The 19,043-nt window shown below is 67.5% G+C and carries 16 protein-coding genes; 6 read left to right on the plus strand and 10 right to left on the minus strand.

Translation table 11 applies throughout. The annotated features are described in order from the left end of the window. On the plus strand, positions 1–748 hold a 748-nt coding region (locus BDO18943_RS30605; protein ID WP_175025224.1), incomplete at its 5' end, for a M48 family metallopeptidase. Positions 749–856: 108 nt separating this feature from the next. Here BDO18943_RS30605 and gloA read toward each other — a convergent pair. Continuing rightward, complete coding sequence (gene gloA, locus BDO18943_RS30610) at positions 857–1,246, minus strand: lactoylglutathione lyase (protein ID WP_043190639.1); 390 nt, start codon at positions 1,244–1,246, stop codon at positions 857–859. Positions 1,247–1,618: 372 nt separating this feature from the next. On the opposite strand from gloA, the gene BDO18943_RS30615 reads away from it, so the two are divergent. Beyond that, positions 1,619–2,554: a DMT family transporter gene (locus tag BDO18943_RS30615; protein WP_175025225.1), complete on the plus strand. Its 936-nt coding sequence runs from the start codon at positions 1,619–1,621 to the stop codon at positions 2,552–2,554. Positions 2,555–2,659: 105 nt separating this feature from the next. Here the strand turns inward: BDO18943_RS30615 and rsmA are convergent, their stop codons facing one another. Genes rsmA through BDO18943_RS30635 form a run of 4 tightly spaced genes read right to left on the minus strand, consistent with a single transcriptional unit; the run spans position 2,660 to position 8,308 of the window. Beyond that, entirely contained in the window at positions 2,660–3,487 is an 828-nt protein-coding gene (gene rsmA / locus BDO18943_RS30620) for a 16S rRNA (adenine(1518)-N(6)/adenine(1519)-N(6))-dimethyltransferase RsmA (RefSeq protein ID WP_043190633.1), read from the minus strand. A gap of 49 nt (positions 3,488–3,536) precedes the next feature. After that, on the minus strand, positions 3,537–4,526 hold the full coding sequence (gene pdxA, locus BDO18943_RS30625; protein WP_175025226.1) for a 4-hydroxythreonine-4-phosphate dehydrogenase PdxA: 990 nt from the start codon (positions 4,524–4,526) through the stop codon (positions 3,537–3,539). 11 nt (positions 4,527–4,537) lie between these two features. Further along, on the minus strand, positions 4,538–5,896 hold the full coding sequence (locus BDO18943_RS30630) for a peptidylprolyl isomerase (RefSeq protein WP_043190627.1): 1,359 nt from the start codon (positions 5,894–5,896) through the stop codon (positions 4,538–4,540). 51 nt (positions 5,897–5,947) lie between these two features. Continuing rightward, the gene (locus tag BDO18943_RS30635) at positions 5,948–8,308 is read right to left on the minus strand and encodes an LPS-assembly protein LptD (RefSeq protein ID WP_175025227.1); all 2,361 of its coding nucleotides are present in this window, start codon (positions 8,306–8,308) and stop codon (positions 5,948–5,950) included. 223 nt (positions 8,309–8,531) lie between these two features. On the opposite strand from BDO18943_RS30635, the gene BDO18943_RS30640 reads away from it, so the two are divergent. Together BDO18943_RS30640 and murU are read left to right on the plus strand one after the other, a co-directional pair. Further along, the gene (locus tag BDO18943_RS30640) at positions 8,532–9,581 is read left to right on the plus strand and encodes an aminoglycoside phosphotransferase family protein (RefSeq protein ID WP_175025228.1); all 1,050 of its coding nucleotides are present in this window, start codon (positions 8,532–8,534) and stop codon (positions 9,579–9,581) included. A gap of 31 nt (positions 9,582–9,612) precedes the next feature. Continuing rightward, positions 9,613–10,332, plus strand: a complete 720-nt coding sequence (gene murU / locus BDO18943_RS30645; RefSeq protein ID WP_175025229.1) for an N-acetylmuramate alpha-1-phosphate uridylyltransferase MurU — start codon at positions 9,613–9,615, stop codon at positions 10,330–10,332. 235 nt (positions 10,333–10,567) lie between these two features. Here the strand turns inward: murU and BDO18943_RS30650 are convergent, their stop codons facing one another. After that, the gene (locus tag BDO18943_RS30650; RefSeq protein ID WP_175025230.1) at positions 10,568–12,439 is read right to left on the minus strand and encodes an ABCB family ABC transporter ATP-binding protein/permease; all 1,872 of its coding nucleotides are present in this window, start codon (positions 12,437–12,439) and stop codon (positions 10,568–10,570) included. A 174-nt stretch (positions 12,440–12,613) separates the two neighbouring features. Between BDO18943_RS30650 and BDO18943_RS30655 the strand changes: the two genes are divergently transcribed. Next, positions 12,614–13,009 (plus strand): acyl-CoA thioesterase, encoded by a 396-nt coding sequence (locus BDO18943_RS30655; protein ID WP_043190612.1) that lies wholly within the window; start codon positions 12,614–12,616, stop codon positions 13,007–13,009. A 36-nt stretch (positions 13,010–13,045) separates the two neighbouring features. Here the strand turns inward: BDO18943_RS30655 and BDO18943_RS30660 are convergent, their stop codons facing one another. After that, on the minus strand, positions 13,046–13,528 hold the full coding sequence (locus tag BDO18943_RS30660; protein WP_043190609.1) for a nitrate reductase associated protein: 483 nt from the start codon (positions 13,526–13,528) through the stop codon (positions 13,046–13,048). Between the two features lie 115 nt (positions 13,529–13,643). Here BDO18943_RS30660 and fdhD point away from each other — a divergent pair, with 115 nt between their 5' ends. Continuing rightward, entirely contained in the window at positions 13,644–14,474 is an 831-nt protein-coding gene (fdhD, locus tag BDO18943_RS30665) for a formate dehydrogenase accessory sulfurtransferase FdhD (protein ID WP_374101833.1), read from the plus strand. A gap of 51 nt (positions 14,475–14,525) precedes the next feature. Here the strand turns inward: fdhD and BDO18943_RS30670 are convergent, their stop codons facing one another. The 3 genes from BDO18943_RS30670 to BDO18943_RS30680 form a co-directional block, all read right to left on the minus strand. After that, positions 14,526–15,293, minus strand: coding sequence for an enoyl-CoA hydratase (locus tag BDO18943_RS30670; protein ID WP_043190606.1), 768 nt, complete (start codon positions 15,291–15,293; stop codon positions 14,526–14,528). A 92-nt stretch (positions 15,294–15,385) separates the two neighbouring features. Further along, positions 15,386–16,585 (minus strand): acetyl-CoA C-acyltransferase, encoded by a 1,200-nt coding sequence (locus BDO18943_RS30675; RefSeq protein WP_043190603.1) that lies wholly within the window; start codon positions 16,583–16,585, stop codon positions 15,386–15,388. Positions 16,586–16,607: 22 nt separating this feature from the next. Further along, complete coding sequence (locus tag BDO18943_RS30680) at positions 16,608–19,043, minus strand: 3-hydroxyacyl-CoA dehydrogenase/enoyl-CoA hydratase family protein (RefSeq protein WP_175025232.1); 2,436 nt, start codon at positions 19,041–19,043, stop codon at positions 16,608–16,610.

The following is a 19,043-nucleotide window of genomic DNA, read 5'->3' on the forward strand; positions in this document are numbered from 1 at the left end:
ACCCCTCGATCCGGGCCCGGCACCCGACCGCTCGCGCGTGCGGACGTTCGCACTCGACAGCCGCGTGCTCGAATACCGCCTGAAGCGCTCCGCGCGCCGCACGATCGGCTTCACGATCGACGGCAGCGGACTGTCGATCACCGCGCCGCGCTGGGTCACGCTCGCTGACATCGAGGCGGCGATCGCCGAGAAACAACGCTGGATCTTCGCGAAGCTCGCGGAGTGGAAGACGCGCACCGAGCAGCGCGCGTTGCCGCAGATCGACTGGCGCGACGGCGCGCAACTTCCCTATCTCGGCAAGACGGTGACGATCGCGCTCGGCGCGGGCGCCGTCGCGTTCGATGGCGACGCGCTGCGGCTCTCGCTGCCGTTGCCCGTGCAGGCCGACATGCAGCAAATCAAGGATCGCGTGCAGGGCTGGCTGCAGGGCGAAGCCAAGCGGATCTTCGGGGAACGCCTTGCGGTCTATGCAGAGAAGCTCGGTGTCTCGTATTCGATGTACGCGCTGTCGTCGGCCGCGACGCGCTGGGGCAGCTGCTCGAGCGACGGCAAGATCCGCCTGAACTGGCGGCTGATCCATTTCCCGATGTCGATCATCGACTACGTCGTCGCGCACGAGTTGTCGCACCTGCGCGAGATGAACCACAGCCCGGCCTTCTGGCAGACCGTCGAATCGATCTTTCCCGAGTTCCGCGAGGCGCGGCACACGCTCAAGCATCACCCGCCCGAACTGCTGCCGTCGCTTTGACGCGCACGGCTTCGCCGCCGACGAAAAAGGGCGATGCGGGTCACCCCGCATCGCCCTTTTTTGCGGCCGCGGCGCACATCGCGCGCCGCAGCCCGGGTCATCCGGCGCTCAGTGCGCCTTCTTCTGGATGAACTCGATCTTGTAGCCGTCCGGATCCTCGACGAACGCGATCACGGTCGTGCCGTGCTTCATCGGGCCCGCTTCGCGCGTGACCTTGCCGCCTTGCGCCTTGATCTTGTCGCAGGCCGCGTATGCGTCGTCGACTTCCAGCGCGAGATGGCCGAAACCCGTGCCGAGGTCGTACGACGGGGTGTCCCAGTTGTGGGTCAGTTCGATCACCGTGTTGTCGCTTTCATCGCCGTAGCCGACGAATGCGAGCGTGAACTTGCCTTCCGGATAGTCGTCGCGGCGCAGCACCTTCATGCCGAGCAATTCGGTGTAGAACTTGATCGAGCGGTCGAGATCGCCGACTCGCAGCATCGTATGCAGCAATCGCATGGGTTGTACTCCTGTGGGGACTTTCCAGAACCGGGAACTCTACCAGAGTCGGGTAAATTTCGCCGGGGGCGCCTAGCCGGGGACGGCCAAGCCCGGAGGCGCCAGGCCGGAGCTCGGCCGAACCGGCTCATCGATACCGATCGGCGCGAGCACCACGCCGGAAAACGGCACGATCCGGCTCGCCCGGCTACCGCGCCGATCGGGTAACATCCTTCCACCTCGCACCAAAAGCGGGCATGTGACCCACCGCCCGAACGCGACCACCCACGCTCCCTACCACTACACTGCCGTGCGAAACCGCCGATTCGAGCGCGCCGGATGCGCCGCCCTCCCGATCTCGCTGCCGCCGTCCCGAACCGGCGAGGTTCGCCGATGACCACGCTCGCCGCTGCCCCCGTGCGCCGCGCGCTCGATACGCGTGCCGTCGGCCTGATGCTGCTGCTGTGCGCGATCTGGGGCTTCCAGCAGGTCGCGATCAAGAGTACGAACGCGGCGATTGCACCGATGTTCCAGGCCGGGCTGCGCTCGGTGATCGCGGCGGTGCTGCTATGGGGCTGGGCCCGCTCGCGCGGCACGCCGCTGTTCCAGGCCGATGGCACGTTCGGCCCAGGCCTCGCGGCCGGTGCGCTGTTCGCCGGCGAATTCATCTGCGTGTTCTTCGGGCTGACGCTGACGAGCGCGTCGCACATGGCGATCTTCCTGTACACGGCGCCGTGCTTCACCGCGCTGGGCCTGCACCTGTTCGCACCCGGCGAACGGCTGCAGCGCACGCAGTGGGCCGGCGTCGGCCTCGCCTTCGCCGGCATCGCGCTCGCGTTCGCGGACGGCTTCCTGAAGCCGCGCGCACCCGGTGCATCGGTGCTGGCCGGGCTCGCCGGCGACGCGCTCGGGATACTCGGCGGTGCGATGTGGGCCGCGACGACGGTCGTCGTGCGCTCGACGACGCTCGCGCGGGCAAGCGCGAGCAAGACGCTGTTCTATCAGCTCGCGGTGTCGGCGGTCGTGCTGGTCGCGCTGGCCGCGCTGTTCGGCCAGGTGTCGTTCGCGCGCGTCACGCCGGTCGCGATGGCGAGCCTCGCGTACCAGTCGGTGATCGTCGCGTTCGTCAGCTACCTGTCGTGGTTCTGGCTGCTGACGCGCTACAGCGCGTCGCGGCTGTCCGTCTTCACGTTCCTGTCGCCGCTGTTCGGCGTCGCGTTCGGCGTGCTGCTGCTCGGCGAATCGGTCGGCTGGCGCTTCATGTCCGCGGCCGCGCTCGTGCTGACCGGAATTGCACTCGTCAACGCGCCGCAGCGCAGGCGAGCATGACAACCCTGCGCGACACGCGCGCGTCCACGCGATAAAAAAGGCTGCCCCGCAGGGCAGCCTTTTTCGTCCATCCGGGCCGGCTCGCGTGACCGGCCTTGACCCGCGTCAACCGGCCTTGCGCACCGCCGCGAGCGCCTGCGCGACGCCGACGTATTCGGCCACGCTCACGTCCTCCGCGCGGCGCGCGAGATCGAAGCCGAGCGCATCGAAATCGATCGTCTCGCGATAGTCGCCGAGCGTATTGCGCAGCATCTTGCGGCGCTGCGAGAACGCAGCGGTGACGACTTCGCCCAACAGCACGGGATCGACGTCCGGCAGTTCATGCGGCTCGTACGGAATCATCCGGACGATCGCCGAATCGACCTTCGGCGGCGGCTGGAACGATTCCGGCGGCACGTCGAGCATCTTTTCCATCACGTAGCGGTACTGCAGCATCACCGACAGACGCGAAAACGCCTTCGTGCCCGGCTCCGCGACCATCCGTTCGACGACTTCGTTCTGCAGCATGAAGTGCTGGTCGATGACCGCGTCGGCGAACGTCATCAGGTGAAACAGCAGCGGGCTCGAAATGTTGTACGGCAGGTTGCCGACGATCCGCAGCGACGGCTTGTCGCCGGGCGCCGCGAGCGAACGGAAGTCGAACGCGAGCGCGTCGCCCGCGTGCAGTTCGAGCAGCGGGCCGAAGCGTTGTTGCAGGCGCCCGATCAGGTCGCGGTCGAGCTCGACCGCATGCAGCGGCGACTCGGGCGTCGCGAGGCGCTGGATCAGCGGCTCGGTCAGCGCGCCGAGCCCGGGGCCGATCTCGACCATGCGCTGGCCGCGCGCGGGGCCGATCGTCGAGACGATCGAATCGATCACGCCGTGATCGACGAGGAAGTTCTGCCCGAAGCGCTTGCGCGCGAAGTGGCCTTGGTGCTGTCTGCTGTTCGACATCGACTGAGTAAAACGAAAAATACGACGAATGAGGTGAAGCCGGGCCGCGTCAGGCCGCGCGGCGATGGCGCGCCATCGTGACGGCCGTGTCGAGCGCGGCGATCATGCTGCCCGGATCCGCGCGGCCCGTGCCGGCCAGATCGAGTGCCGTGCCGTGATCGACCGACGTCCGGATGATCGGCAGCCCGAGCGTCACGTTGATGCCCTCGCCGAACGTCGCGTACTTCAGCACGGGCAGACCTTGGTCATGGAACATCGCGAGCACGCAATCGGCATCGGCGAGATGGCGTGGCTGGAACAGCGTGTCGGCCGGATACGGGCCGCGCGCGTCGATACCCTGCGCGTTCGCGCGGGCCAGCGCCGGCGCGATCACGTCGATCTCCTCGCGGCCGAGATAACCGTTCTCGCCCGCGTGCGGGTTCAGGCCCGTCACGAGGATGCGCGGCGCGGCCAGACCGAAGTCGCGCCGCAGGTCGCGATCGATGATCGCGAGCGTCTCGACGAGCCCGTCGACCGTCAATGCGGCCGCAACGTCCTTGAGCGGCAGGTGCGTGGTCGCGAGCGCGACGCGCAGCGGCTTGGGGCCGGTACCGGCCAGCATCATCACGACACGCGGCGTATGCGTGCGCTCCGCCAGGTATTCGGTATGGCCGGTGAACGGCACGCCCGCATCGTTGATCGTGCTCTTCTGCAGCGGCGCGGTAACGATCGCGTCGTACCGGCCTGCCAGCGCGCCGTCGATCGCCGTATCGAGCAGCCCGAGCACGTACAGGCCGTTCGCCGCGTCCAGCTTGCCCGCCTGCGCGGGCACGGCGAGCGCGTGATGCGCGACCGACACCGGCCCGCCACCGGCCAGCGTGGCCCGGTCGGCACCGACGGCCGCCGCCCGCGCATCGAGCAGCGCCGCATCGCCGAGCACGGTGAAATGCGCGTCGGGCCAGCGCTGCGCGGCATCACGCAGCGCCTGCACGGTCAGCTCCGGGCCGACCCCCGCCGGTTCGCCGGTGGTGATTGCGATCTGCAGCGCGGGCGTGGTCATCTGATGCTCGCTCAGTTCGCCGGACCGGCGCCGCCGAACTTGTACTGCACGTACGACGAATCGCGCAGCTCGCGCAGCCAGTCGGCATACGCCTGTTCGGCCTTGCGCTGGCCGATTGCCTGACGCGCGATGTCCATCTGCTGCTGCACCGAGCCTTCCGCTTCGCGGCGGCTCAGCACCTGGATCAGGTGATAGCCATACTCGGTACGAATCGGCTGGCTGACCTGGCCGTCCTGCAGGTTGTTCATCGCGCGCTCGAATTCCGGTACGGTCTCGCCCGGGCTGATCCAGCCGAGATCGCCGCCCTGCGACGCCGAACCGTCCTGCGAGTAGGTGCGCGCGAACTTCGCGAAATCGCCGCCGGCCTCGACCTGGTTGCGGATGTCGGCCAGCTGCTGGCGCGCCTGGCCTTCCGACTTGCCTTCGCCCACGCGCAACAGGATGTGGCGCACGTGCGTCTGAACGATCTTCGGTGCCGCGGCGGACGCGCCCTGGCTCTGGCGACGATCGACGAGACGCACGATCTCGAAGCCGTCCGGCACGCGGATCAGCGTCGGGTTGACCTGGCCCGGGCGCAGCTTCGATGCGGCGTCGACGACGTCGGCCGGCAGCGCGCTCGGCGACTTGAAGCCGAGGTCGCCGCCCTTCTTCGCGTCGTTCGCTTCCGAATTGTTCTTCGCGAGCTTTTCGAAATCGGCGCCCGACTTCGCCTGCTGCAGCAGCGCATCAGCCTTCTTCTGCGCGGCTTCGATGTCGGCCTGCGGCGCGTTGGTCGGCGCCTTGATGAAGATGTGCTGGAAGCGCAGGTCCTGCTGCTGCGACGCGTTCGGCCCGCGCTGGCTCGCGATGTAGTTCACGACCTCGGCGTCCGATACGGTGATCTTGCCGTCGACCTCGCGCTCGCGCAGCTTCGACAGCATCAGTTCGGTGCGCGCGTCGCTCGTGAAGATGCTCCAGGGCACGCCTTGCGCCTCGAGACGCGCGCGGTACTGCTCGAGCGTCATCCCGTTCGCCTGCGCGAGACGCTGCAGCGTGGACTGCACGGTCGCGTCGTCGATGCGGATCCCGTCGTCCTTGGCCTTCTGTACCTGGATACGCTCGAGCACCATCTGGTTCAGCACCTGTGCACGCAGCTGGTCGACCGGCGGCACCGGCGCGTTCTGCTGCTGCAGCCGGCGCGCGATCAGGCCTGCACGCTGGTCGAGTTCGCGGCCCGTGATCACGTCGTTGTTGACGACCGCGACGACTTCGTCGGCGAGCTGCGCACCTTGCGAACCGAGCGCCTGCGCCGCAGCCGGCGCGGCGGCGAGCAGCGCGGCGGCCGCAGCGAGGCTGGACACGACTGCCGCGAAACGAAGGGTTTTCTTCATTGCCACTGGAACTCCATTGAAATCGTGCTGACCGGTGCAGACAAGCCGGCGTTACTCGTAGTTGCTGAAGCGGGACATCGGCGGCGGCGCCGGCGGCAGCGGCGTGTAGCCCGGCACACCGGCACGGAACGCGGACACGAGGCCGTTGTCGACCGTCGACAGGCCCTTGAGCGTCAGCTGCATCATGACTCGCGTCGACGAATTCTGCTGTCCCGACGAATTGATGCCGTTCGCAAACCGCTGCACCCCGACCCCGAGCGCCCAGCAATCCGCGTCGTATTGTAAGCCGACCAGACCGTCGATCACGCGATTGCCGGCGATGTCGTAGTTGAAGCGGCCGATCGCATACAGGCTGCGCGTGAGCGGCCATTGCGCGGACACCAGGAACTGGTTGATCGGCTGGTTGTCGAGCGTGGTGTTCGATCGCGTATAGCGGTAGCCGACGTTGATCACGCGGCGCTCGCCCGGGCTGTAGCCGAAACCGACACTCGACTTCACGAGCTGGTTGTTGTTCTGGTTGTACTGGAACGCCGTCTCCGACATGAAGCCCGAGCCGAGCTTCAGCGCGGCGCCGACGATCAGGTCCGAGTGGCGCGCCTGTGCGGCGGCCTGCCCGGAATTCAGCGTGACGCGCTGATTGGCGAAGTAGTACTGCTGCGCGATCACGAAGCGCGCGCGCTCGTCGCCGGTGCGCGGATCGATGAAGCGCGACGTCAGGCCGGCCGTGATCCGGTTCGCATCGGCAATCCGGTCGTTGCCGACGAACGTGTTCGGCTGGTAGATCTCCGCGAGGCCGAAATCCGATTCCGCGGTGTCGAACAGCGGTGCGTTCGACTGGTTGCGATACGGCGTGTACACGTAGTACAGGCGCGGCTCGAGGGTCTGGATGAAGTCCTGGCCGAACAGGCGCACCGAGCGGTCGAAGATCAGGCCCGAATCGAAGCTCACGGTCGGGATCGACTCGGTGAAGCGCTTCGGGCTGTTCGGCGTGGTCGACGACAGGTAGTTCAGGTCGTACGACGCGAGGTGGTACTGGATCTTCGGCACGACGAAGTAGCCGGGGCCGTACACGCCGTACGCGATATACGGGTTGAAGACGATCCGGTCGCCTTCCGTCGCATCGGCCGTCGTGATGCGGAACCGCGAATAGTCGGCTTCCGCGCCGAAGTCGAAGCCGCCGACGTTGTACTTCGTGTACTTCACGTTCAACTGCGGCTCGCGGCTGTAAGGCGCGATCGACGGCGGCAGCGTCTGCCAGTGCTGGTAGCGCGCGAGCACCGACCACGGGCCGTTGTTGTACGTGAGACCCGCTTCCTGCTGGTACAGCGTCTGCGTCCCGTTGACGAACTGGTTCGTCGACCCGAGGTCTTCGGGATACGTGTTGTCCGAGACCTTGTTGTAGTAGACGTAGCCGCCGAAACCACCGCCGAAGTTCTGCTGGTGCTGCCAGTAGATCGCGTAGCGGTTGCGGTGCGCAAGCCGGTCGTCCGGCAGGTAATTGGCCGTAAACGTGCCCGAATACGACGGCGACAGGTAGCGGAACGTCGCCTCGGCCATCACGCCGCGCCGCGAGATGATGCGCGGCGTGAGCGTCAGGTCGCGGTTCGGCGCGATGTTGAAGTAGTACGGCAGCGACAGCTCGAAGCCGTTGTTCGAGCTCATCGAGAACGTCGGCGGCAGCAGGCCGCTGCGCCGCTCGCCCGACAACGGGAACGTCATCCACGGGCTCGCGAAGATCGGCACGCCCTGGAAGAACAGCACGCCGTTGCGCGCGGTGCCTTCGTCGGCGCCCGTATCAAAGTCGAAGCGGCTGCCCTTGATGTACCACGCGGGGTTCGTCGAGCACTGGCACGCAGTGTAGGTGCCGTTGACGAACACCGAGCGCTCGTTGTCGACCATGTCGACGCGCTCCGCGCTGCCCGAGCCGCCCGTCATGTTGAAGTGGTACTTCGGCGCCGTCATGAAGCCCTGGTTCGCTTCGATCTTCAGGTGCGCCTCGGGGCCTGCGAACGACGTACCGCCATTGACCACCTTGACCTGGCCGTACGCATCGGCCATGTCGGTATCCTGATCGTAGTGGATCGCGTCGGCCTTCACGACGGCGTCGCCGCGCCGCAGCTCGGCCGAGCCCTTCGCGGCGAGATCCTGCTCGGCCGTCCCGCTCGTGTGGTCGGCGATCACGAAGGCGGCCGGCTTCGCGCCGTCCTTCAGCGGATGATCCTCGAGCTGGGGCGCGAGACGCAGATCCCACGGCGAGTCGAGCAGCTGCGGCTGCGCGGCCGCGCCCGACAGCTGCGCGTACGACACGGCCGGCACGAGGCCGGGCACGGCCAGGAGCGCGAGCGCGAGTCGCCGTTTGCGCGGCGCCCCGTCACCGGGGAAAACATTCGGGAATAGCGGTTTGGGCGGCATCTATCGTTTGGCGAATCGCCCCTTGTCAACCGCGCCGACGCGGCACATTCGCGCACGGCGGGCCGCGCCGTCGCACCGCGACTGCGGCTGAGCGCAAACCGGGGAGGCGATCGGGCGACGGCGCGACAGGCGGCGAGCCGGCACGGCGGAAAGCTGACGCGGGGCGCGTCAAAAAAGTCGTGGGGTATTATATGGCAAGACGTTCCCCCCTCCTCCGAGTTTCATGACGCCCCCATCCGCCGCATCCCAGCCCGACGCCCGCCTCGAAGCGCTCACCGCGTGGCTGCACCCGCTCGCCGACCGCTACGCACTCGACCTGTCGACCCTCGCGCCCGCCTCGTCGGACGCCAGTTTCCGCCGCTATTTCCGTGTCGCATCGGCCACGAGCGCCGGCGGCACGCTGATCGCCGTCGACGCGCCGCCGCCCGAGAAGTGCCGTGAGTTCGTCCAGGTCGCGCAGCTGCTCGCCGCGGCCGGCGACCACGTGCCGGACGTGCTGGCCCACGATTTCGACGCGGGCTTCATGCTCGTGACCGATCTCGGCCGCACATCGTACATCTCGGTGCTCGATCCGGCCGACCCGGCCGCCGCCAAGCCGCTGATGCGCGCCGCGCTCGACGCGCTGATCCGCTTCCAGCTGACGTCGAAGCCCGACGTGCTGCCGCCGTTCGACGAGGCATTCCTGCGCCGCGAGATGGAGCTGATGCCCGAATGGTTCGTCGGCCGCCACCTCGGCAAGCCCGTCACCGACGCGATGCGCGGCACGCTCGACCGCACCTTCGCGCTGCTGGTCGCCAGTGCGCACGCGCAGCCGCAGGGTTTCATGCTGCGCGACTTCATGCCGCGCAACCTGATGGTCTGCGAGCCGAACCCGGGCATCCTCGACTTCCAGGACGCCGTCTACGGGCCGCTGACGTACGACGTCGTGTCGCTGCTGCGCGACGCGTTCATCAGCTGGGACGAGGAATTCGAGCTCGACTGCTTCGCGTACTACTGGGAAAAGGCCAAAAAGGCCGGCCTGCCGGTCGACCCCGATTTCGGCGAGTTCTACCGCCAGCTCGAATGGATGGGGCTGCAGCGCCACATCAAGGTGCTCGGCCTGTTCGCGCGCATCAATTACCGCGACGCCAAGCCGCACTACCTGAACGACCTGCCGCGCTTCATCACGTATGCGCGCAAGGTCGCGCTGCGCTACCGCCCGCTCGTGCCGTTCGCGAAGCTGCTTGACGAACTCGAGGGCAACGCGCCGGCCGACGTGGGCTACACGTTCTGACCGTTCCGACTCTCCTGATACCCGGCCGAACATGAGCAACACCCTGACCACGGCGATGATCTTCGCCGCCGGGCGCGGCGAACGGATGCGCCCGCTCACCGACACCCGTCCGAAGCCCCTGCTCGAAGCGGGCGGCAAGCCGCTGATCGTGTGGCAGATCGAAGCGCTCGCGCGCGCAGGCATCGAGACGATCGTGATCAACCACGCGTGGCTCGGCGAGCAGATCGAGGCCGCGCTCGGCGACGGTTCGCGCTGGGGCGTACGGCTCGCGTATTCGGCCGAGGGCGACGCGCTGGAAACTGCGGGCGGCATCGCGCAGGCATTGCCGCTGCTCGAGCGCGACGGCCAGCCGGCCGTGTTCGCGGCGGTCAGCGGCGATGTGTACTGCGCGTTCGACTACCGGACGCTCGCGCCGCGCGCCGCGCGGATGGCCGCGCTCGACGCGCCCGCGATGCATCTCGTGATGGTGCCGAACCCGCCGTTCCATCCGGCCGGCGACTTCGCGCTCGGCGACGACGGCCGCCTGGCGCTCGACGGCGTCGCGCGCTTCACGTTCGGCAACATCGGCGTGTACGACACGCGGATGTTCCGCGATCTCGCACCCGGCACACGGCGCGCGCTGACGCCGTACTATCGCGCGGCGATCGAAGCCGGCCGCGCGAGCGGCGAACTGTATGAAGGTATCTGGGAGAACGTCGGCACGCCCGCGCAGCTGGGCGAGCTCGACGCGCGGCTGCGCGCCGCGAAGTGACCCGCTGATGGGTCGTCAGGTTGATCGATCCACTGGCGGGTTGATCGACCGGTCAGTTGGCCGGCTGGTTAGCTGACCGACTGGCTGGCTGACCGACTGGCTGGCTGACCGGCGAACTGACCGGGTTGGCTAGGCCGTCCAACCGATCCAGCGCCCGCCGGGCCATCGTGCCGGCCCGACTCCGCCCATCGAGCAAGCCCCTCCCGCTGTGCGCCCCCGCGCGCAGCACCGCCGCTCACGCGGCCTCGGCCTCTTCCCCGCCCGCCGCCGCGCGCTGCTGCTGCAGCGCCCACATCTGCGCATACAACCCGTCGGCGCGCACGAGTTCGTCGTGCGTGCCGCGCTCGACGATCCGCCCGTGGTCCATCACGAGGATCTGCTGCGCGTGGACAACCGTCGACAGCCGGTGCGCGATCACGAGCGTCGTGCGATGCCGCGCAATCTGGTCGAGCTCGTGCTGGATCGCGCGCTCCGAGCGCGAATCGAGCGCCGACGTCGCTTCGTCGAACAGCAGCACCGGCGGGTTCTTCAGCAGCGTGCGCGCGATCGCGACGCGCTGCTTTTCGCCGCCCGACAGCTTGAGCCCGCGCTCGCCGACCGGCGTGTCATAGCCCTTCGGCAAGCTTTCGATGAAATCGTGGATGTGCGCGGCACGCGCAGCCGCGATCACCTCGTCGCGGGTCGCGGCCGGCCGCCCGTACGCGATGTTGTAATAGATCGAGTCGTTGAACAGCACGGTGTCCTGCGGCACGATCCCGATCGACGCGCGCAGCGAATCCTGCGTGACGTCGCGGATATCCTGCCCGTCGATCCGGATCGCACCGCCGGCCTGCCGGTCGAGATCGTAGAAGCGGAACAGCAGCCGCGACAGCGTCGACTTCCCGGAGCCGCTGTGGCCGACCACCGCGGTCGTCGTGCCCGCGTCGATCGTGAACGACACGTCGTGCAGGATCTGCCGCGCCGGCTCGTACGCGAAATTCACGTGCTCGAAGCGCACCTGCGCGCCGGATACCGCAAGCGGCCGCGCATCGGGCAGGTCGGCCACTTCCTTCGCGGCCGACAGCAGCCCGAACATCCGGTCCATGTCGGTGAGGCTCTGCTTCAGCTCGCGATACACGACCCCGAGGAAGTTCAGCGGAATGTACAGCTGCAACATGAACGTGTTGATCAGCACCAGATCGCCGAGCGTCAGCTTGCCGGCGAGCACGCCCTGCGTCGCACGCCACAGGATGAACACGAGCCCCGTGCCGATGATCGTCTGCTGGCCGAAGTTCAGCACCGACAGCGAGTTCTGCGAGCGGATCGCAGCCTTGCGGTAGCGCTTGAGGTTCTCGTCGTAGCGCTGCGCTTCCCACTCCTCGTTGCCGAAATACTTGACCGTCTCGTAGTTGATCAGCGAATCGATCGCCCGCGAGTTCGCGCGCGAATCGAGCTCGTTCATCGTGCGGCGGAAATGCGTGCGCCAGTTGGTGACCTTCACCGTGAACACGATGTAGGTAACCAGCGCCGCAAACGTCACGTACGCGTAATAGGCCTCGTACTTGACCACGAAGAAGCCGAGCACGAGCCCGACCTCGACGAGCGTCGGCAGGATGCTGTACAGCGAATACGAGATCAGCTGCTGGATGCCGCGCGTGCCGCGCTCGATGTCGCGCGACATGCCGCCCGTCTGGCGCTCCAGGTGAAACCGCAGCGACAGCCCGTGCAGGTGCCGGAACACCTGCAGCGCGAGCTGGCGCACCGCGCTCTCGGTGACCTTCGAGAACAGGATCTCGCGCAGCTCGGTAAACAGTGAAGTCGACAGCCGCACGAGCGCATACGCGACGACCAGCAGCCCCACGCCGCCCGCGAGCACGATGCCGGCCGACTGTTCGGCGCGGCCGATCGCGGTGATCTGCTGGACGTAGGACAGGTGGTCGACGATGCGCTTCATCACGACCGGCACGCCGAGGTTCGCGACCTTCGCGCCGATCAGGCAGCCGAGCGCGAGCGCGACGCGCCATTTGTAGGTGGTCAGGTACGGCAGCAACGACCGGATGGTCTGCCAGTCGTTGCGGGGCCCGGTCGAAGCCGGCGCGGGCTCGCCGGAAGCAGGAAATCGGCGCATGGGGGAAGGATCGGCGGCGGTGCCGGGCGCGTGCATCGGCGGCCGGCTCGCTCACTTTCTCGTACAATTTGCGAACGTTGTATTGTCGCAGAAGCCGCTTCGCGCCGCTGCCGGCGCCCTCGCCGGCCGGCCTGCGCGTGGCGGCCTATTTATTACAGGATGAAAGCCCCCGCCATGACCGATTCGACCCTCGACCTCCCGCAAAAGCAGCCCGCGCTGCGCGTCGTCCCGCAACCGCATGACGCGAACGTCCACGGCGACGTGTTCGGCGGCTGGATCATGTCGCAGGTCGACATCGCCGGCTCGATCCCCGCGAGCCAGCGCGCGAACGGCCGCGTCGCGACGGTCGCGGTCAACTCGTTCGTGTTCAAGCAGCCGGTGTTCGTCGGCGATCTGCTGAGCTTCTACGCGACCATCACGCGCACCGGCAACACGTCGATCACGGTCGACGTCGAGGTGTACGCGCAGCGCATGCGCCTGATGGGCGAGGTCGTGAAGGTCACCGAAGCGACGCTCACCTACGTCGCGACCGGCCCCGACCGCAAGCCGCGGCAACTGCCGCCGCTCTGACCGGCGCGCGCCGCGACCGCGCGACGCACGGCCGCGTCAATGCGTGGCCGTCAGCCCGAACTCCCGCATCGCGGGCAGGAAATCGTGGTTCAGCTTCGGCTTGCGCGACAGCTTCACCAGCACGTAGCGCTGGAACGGCGCGAGCCGCTGCCACTGCGCAAGCTCGGGCGCCATCAGCCCGGCCAGCGCGCTCTGCTGCACGAGCGACTCCGGCACGATGTCGGTGGCACGCCAGGTCGGCTGCTCGTCCGGCTGGAACCACGACGGTTCCAGATCGGCATGCGTGCGCAGCATTTCGAACAGCGCGTGATCGAAGTTGGGCTCGATCGCGGTGTCCTCGTCGGCCGGAAAGCGCGCGAGCAGCTTGCGGTCCTCGAGCGGCAGCAACTGCCACTGCTCAAGCGAGATCCGCAGACCGAAACGGTCGAGATTGAAACGCACGATCATCGGAATGTACGTCAAATTTTCCGACGAATCGTGTTCGAAGTTGAATAGCAACGGAGCGTCGCTGAGTCCCATGGTCGTTACCTGACGTGGCGGATGCCGGCGCGGCCGGCCTGCCTGAGGTATTTTAGAACCTCTGCGCACGGGCGGCGGACACGATTGTCGCCGCCCGTGCTTCGAATCAACGGGAGTGCTCGTGAATCCGACCGAAACAACCGAACCGCGCGGCGCGATCGAATTGTCCGTGCGCCGCACCCGCGGCGGCACCGTCGAAGCCGCGCACGACTACGTGGGCCAGGAATGGCCGGTCGCCCTCGTGTTCAACGGCATCTCGCACGCGGTGATGATGTGCACGCCGTGCGACCTCGAGGCATTCGCGGTCGGCTTCGCGATCTCGGAAGGGATCGTCGCGCGCGGCAGCGACATCAAGGACATCGAGGTGATCCTGCACGCCGACGCGCCGCTGCCGCATGCGGAAGTCCATCTGGAAGTCGTGCAGCAGGCGTTCGCCGCGCTAAAGGACCGGCGCCGCGCGCTTGCCGGGCGCACCGGCTGCGGCGTATGCGGGATCGAAAGCATCGACCTGCTCGACCTCGCACCCGAACGCGTGCCCGATACGGGCTTTCTGGCTCGCCTCGCGCCCGACGCGCTCGCGCGCGCGGCGCAGGCGCTGCCGGCTCACCAGGCGCTCACGCGGCTCACGGGCGGCCTGCACGCGGCCGCGTGGTGCGACGCAACAGGCGCGATCCGGATGGCGTTCGAGGACGTCGGGCGCCACAACGCGCTCGACAAGCTGATCGGCTCGCTCGTGCTGTCGCGCGCCGACACGACCGACGGCTTCGTGTTCCTGTCGAGCCGCGCAAGCTACGAGCTCGTGCGCAAGGCCGCGCGGGTCGGCATCCCGCTGGTGGCGACGATCTCCGCCCCGTCGTCGCTCGCGATCGAGATCGCGAAAGCGGCCGGCTTGCGGCTCGTCAGCTTCTGCCGCGAAACCGGCCACGTCGACTACGGCACGGCCTGAGCGCGATCGCGGGCGCGCGCCGGCGGCTCGCCGCCGGCGTGGCCTGCTCCGTCAGTCGAACTGACGGAAATCCGGCTTGCGCTTCTCGAAGAACGCCGTCATCGCCTCGCGCGCTTCCGGTGCACGCAGCATCGCGGCGAAGTGGCCCGCTTCCTCGGCCATCCGCGCCGACGTCGCAACACCACCCGTGTCTTTCAGCAGCGCCTTCGTCACGCGCAGCGACGACGCCGGCAGCGCCGCGAGCTTCGCCGCCTGCTTCGCCGCGAACGCGTCGAGTTCGGCGGCCGGCAGCACGCGGTTCACGATGCCGATCCGGTGCGCTTCCAGCGCATCGAACGCCTCGCCGAGCATCAGCTTCTCGGCGGCGACCTGATGGCCGGCCAGGCGCGGCAGCAGCACGCTCGATGCGGCTTCCGGGCACAGCCCGAGCTGCGCGAACGGCAGCGAGAACGTCGCCGTGTCGGCCGCGTACACGAGATCGCAATGCAGCAGCATCGTCACGCCGACGCCGATCGCGATGCCCGGCACCGCGGCCACGATCGGCTTGCTCGCGCTGCTGATCCGCGCGAGAAACTGGAACACCGACGCGTTCTCGTCCTTCGGCGGCGACTTCAGGAAATCCTCGAGATCGTTCCCCGCGGTGAAGTTGCCGTCGCCACCGCGCAACAGGATCACGCGAACCGCCTTGTCTTCCTGGGCTTCGGCGAGTGCGTCGGCCATCGTCTGATACATCGCCGCCGTCAGCGCGTTCTTCTTCGCCGGGCGCGCGATCGTGATCGTCATCACGCCATCGGCGCGTTCCACTTGAATTTCGGCCACAACCGTCTCCTTTGACTTTCCTCTATCGGAATGAAAAAACGGTGCGCGAGCTCGTGGCCCGCGCACCGTCGTCGCTGTTCGTCCCGCTCCGCTTACAGGCGTTCGATGATGCCCGCGGCGCCCATGCCGGTGCCGACGCACATCGTGACCATCCCGTACTTCAGGTTGCGGCGACGCAGGCCGTGCACGACGGTCGCCGCGCGGATCGCACCGGTCGCGCCGAGCGGGTGGCCGAGTGCGATCGCGCCGCCCATCGGGTTGACCTTCGACGGGTCGAGGCCGAGATCACGCATCACCGCCAGCGATTGCGCGGCGAACGCTTCGTTCAGCTCGATCCAGTCGAGATCGTCCTGCTTCAGGCCGGCGGCCTTCAGCGCGGCCGGAATCGCTTCCTTCGGACCGATGCCCATGATTTCCGGCGGCACGCCACGCACCGCGAAGCTCACGAAGCGCGCGAGCGGCGTCAGGTTGAATTCCTTCAGCACCTTCTCCGACACGACGAGCAGCGCGCCCGCGCCGTCCGACGTCTGCGAGCTGTTGCCGGCCGTGACCGAGCCCTTGTTCGCGAACACCGTGCGCAGCTTCGCGAGGCCTTCGATCGACGTATCCGCGCGCGGACCTTCGTCGAGCGCGATCTCGCGCGTCTTCACGTCGACTTCACCGGTCGCGAGGTTCGGGAAGCGCTCGGTGATCGTGTATGCGGCGATCTCGTCGTTGAACTCGCCGGCCTGCTGCGCGGCGAGTGCCTTGCGGTGCGACTCGACCGAGAACGCGTCCTGGTCTTCGCGGCTCACCTTCCACTGCTCGGCGACGCGCTCGGCCGTCAGGCCCATCCCGTACGCGATGCCGAAGTCTTCGTTGCGATCGAAGATGTGCGGCGACATCGACGGCTTGTTGCCCATCATCGGCACCATGCTCATCGATTCGCAGCCGCCTGCGAAGATCGCGTCCGATTCACCGACGCGGATACGGTCGGCCGCCATCGCCAGCGCCGTGATGCCCGACGCGCAGAAGCGGTTGACCGTCACGCCGCCGACCGTCTGCGGCAGGCCCGCGAGCAGCGCGCCCATCCGCGCGACATTCAGGCCCTGCTCGGCTTCCGGAATCGCACAGCCGATGATCGCGTCTTCGATCAGCTTGGTGTCGAAGCCCGGCACCTGCGCAACCGCCGACTTGATCGCGTGGACCAGCAGCTCGTCCGGGCGCGTGTTCTTGAAGACACCGCGCGGGGCCTTGCCGATCGGGGTGCGGCTGGCGGCGACGATGTATGCGTCTTGCAGTTGTTTGCTCATTTGAAGCTCCTTATCCGCTCGCTCAGTTACGCACCGGCTTGCCGGTCTGCAACATGCCCATGATCCGTTCCTGCGTCTTCTGCGTGCCGAGCAGCTCGACGAACGCACGGCGCTCCAGCGCGAGCAGCCACTGCTCGTCGACCAGGCTGCCGGCTTCGACGTCGCCGCCGCACACGGCTTCGGCGATGCGGCTCGCGATCAGGTAGTCGTGGTCGCTGATGAAGCGGCCGTCACGCATGTTGACGAGCGATGCCTTGATCGTCGCGATCGCCGAACGGCCTGCGACCGGCACGTCCTTCGCGCGCAGCGGTGCGCGGTAGCCGGTTGCAGCCAGCGCGCGCGCTTCCTTCTTCGCGGTGTCGAGCAGCTCGAACACGTTGAAGATGATCGTGTCGGACGGCTTCACGTAGCCCATCGCACGTGCATCGTGCGCGGACGCCGACACCTTCGCCATCGCCGCGTTCTCGAACGACTTCGTGACGAACTTCAGGATGTCGGTGGTCGCGTTCGCGGCCGTGGCGGCATCCGCTGCGCGCAGCGCCGCTTCCTTCAGGCCGCCGCCTGCCGGCACGAGGCCGACGCCCACTTCGACGAGACCGATGTAGCTCTCGACGTGCACGACGCGCTTCGCGCTGTGCAGCATCAGTTCGCATCCGCCGCCGAGCGCGATGCCCGACACGGCTGCGACGACCGGCACGTTCGCGTACTTCACGCGCAGCATGCCTTCCTGGAACTTCTTCACGAACGGCTCGATACCCTTCGCGCCGCCCATCATGAACGCGGGCATCGCCTCTTCGAGGTTCGCGCCGGCCGAGAACGGGCCGCCCGGCGTGCCGAGCTTCAGCGACGTCGGTTGCCAGATCACGACGCCCTTGTAGTCCTTCTCCGCGAGTTCGATCGCCTGCACGAGGCCGTCGATCACGCTCGGTCCGATCGTGTTCATCTTCGACTTGAACGACACGATCACGACGTCGTCTTCACCCGCACGGTCGTCGACCCACGCGCGTACCGCGTCGGTCTCGAACAGCGTCTTGCCGTACGTCTTCGGATCGGCACCCGCTTCGCCGAGCAGCGGCGCGCGGAATACCTGCTTGTTGTAGACAACGAGATCCGAACGCGGCACGAAGCGCTTCGCTGCCGGCGCCCACGAGCCTTCGGCCGTGTGCACGCCACCGTTCTCGGCAACCGCGCCTTCGAGCACCCACGACGGCAGCGGCACGTTTGCGAGGGCCTTGCCGGCCGCGATGTCTTCCTGCACCCACTCGGCGACCTGCTTCCAGCCGGCAGCCTGCCAGCCTTCGAACGGGCCTTCGTTCCAGCCGAAGCCCCAGCGGATCGCGAGATCGACGTCGCGCGCGTTGTCGGCGATCGACTCGAGATGCACGCCGATGTAGTGGAACACGTCGCGGAAGATCGACCACAGGAACTGCGCGTGCGGATGGTCCGTTTCACGCAGCAGCTTCAGGCGTTCTGCCGGCGGGCGCTTCAGGATGCGGCCGACGGTTTCGTCCGCCTTCGCGCCCGAATCCACGTAGGTGCCCGTCTTCGCGTCGAGCACCTTGATCGCCTTGCCTTCCTTCTTGTAGAAACCGCCGCCCGTCTTCTGGCCGAGCGCGCCCTGCTTCACCAGTTCGGCGAGCACGGCAGGCGTCTGGTAGACCGGGAAGAACGGATCGTCGGCGAGGTTGTCCTGCATCGTCTTGATCACGTGCGCCATCGTGTCGAGGCCGACCACGTCCGCGGTGCGGAACGTCGCCGACTTCGCGCGGCCGAGGCGGCTGCCCGTCAAGTCGTCGACTTCGTCGAAGCGCAGGCCGAACTTCGCGGCCTCGGTGATCACCGCGAGGATCGAGAAGATGCCGACGCGGTTCGCGATGAAGTTAGGCGTGTCCTTCGCGCGCACGACGCCCTTGCCGACGATGCTCGTCAGGAACGTCTCGAGCTGGTCGAGGATCTCCGGACGCGTATGCGCGGTCGGGATCAATTCGACGAGGTGCATGTAACGCGGCGGGTTGAAGAAGTGCACGCCGCAGAAGCGCGACTTCAGCTCGTCCGAGAAACCTTCGGACAGCTTCGTGATCGACAGACCCGACGTGTTGGTCGCGAAGATCGCGTTCGGCGCGATGTGCGGTGCGACCTTCTTGTACAGGTCGTGCTTCCAGTCCATCCGCTCGGCGATCGCTTCGATCACGACGTCGCACTCGGCGAGCTTCGCGATGTCGTCTTCGTAGTTCGCTGCTTCGAGGTACTTTGCGTCGTCCTTCACGCCGAACGGCGCGGGCGACAGCTTCTTCAGGTTCTCGATCGCCTTCAGCGCGATCGCGTTTTTCGGGCCTTCCTTGGCCGGCAGGTCGAACAGCAGCACCGGCACGCGCGCGTTGATGAGGTGCGCGGCGATCTGCGCGCCCATCACGCCGGCGCCCAGCACGGCGACCTTGCGAATCAGGAAATTGCTCAC

Origin of the sequence: Burkholderia aenigmatica, from assembly GCF_902499175.1 — a bacterium.
Lineage (GTDB): Bacteria > Pseudomonadota > Gammaproteobacteria > Burkholderiales > Burkholderiaceae > Burkholderia > Burkholderia aenigmatica.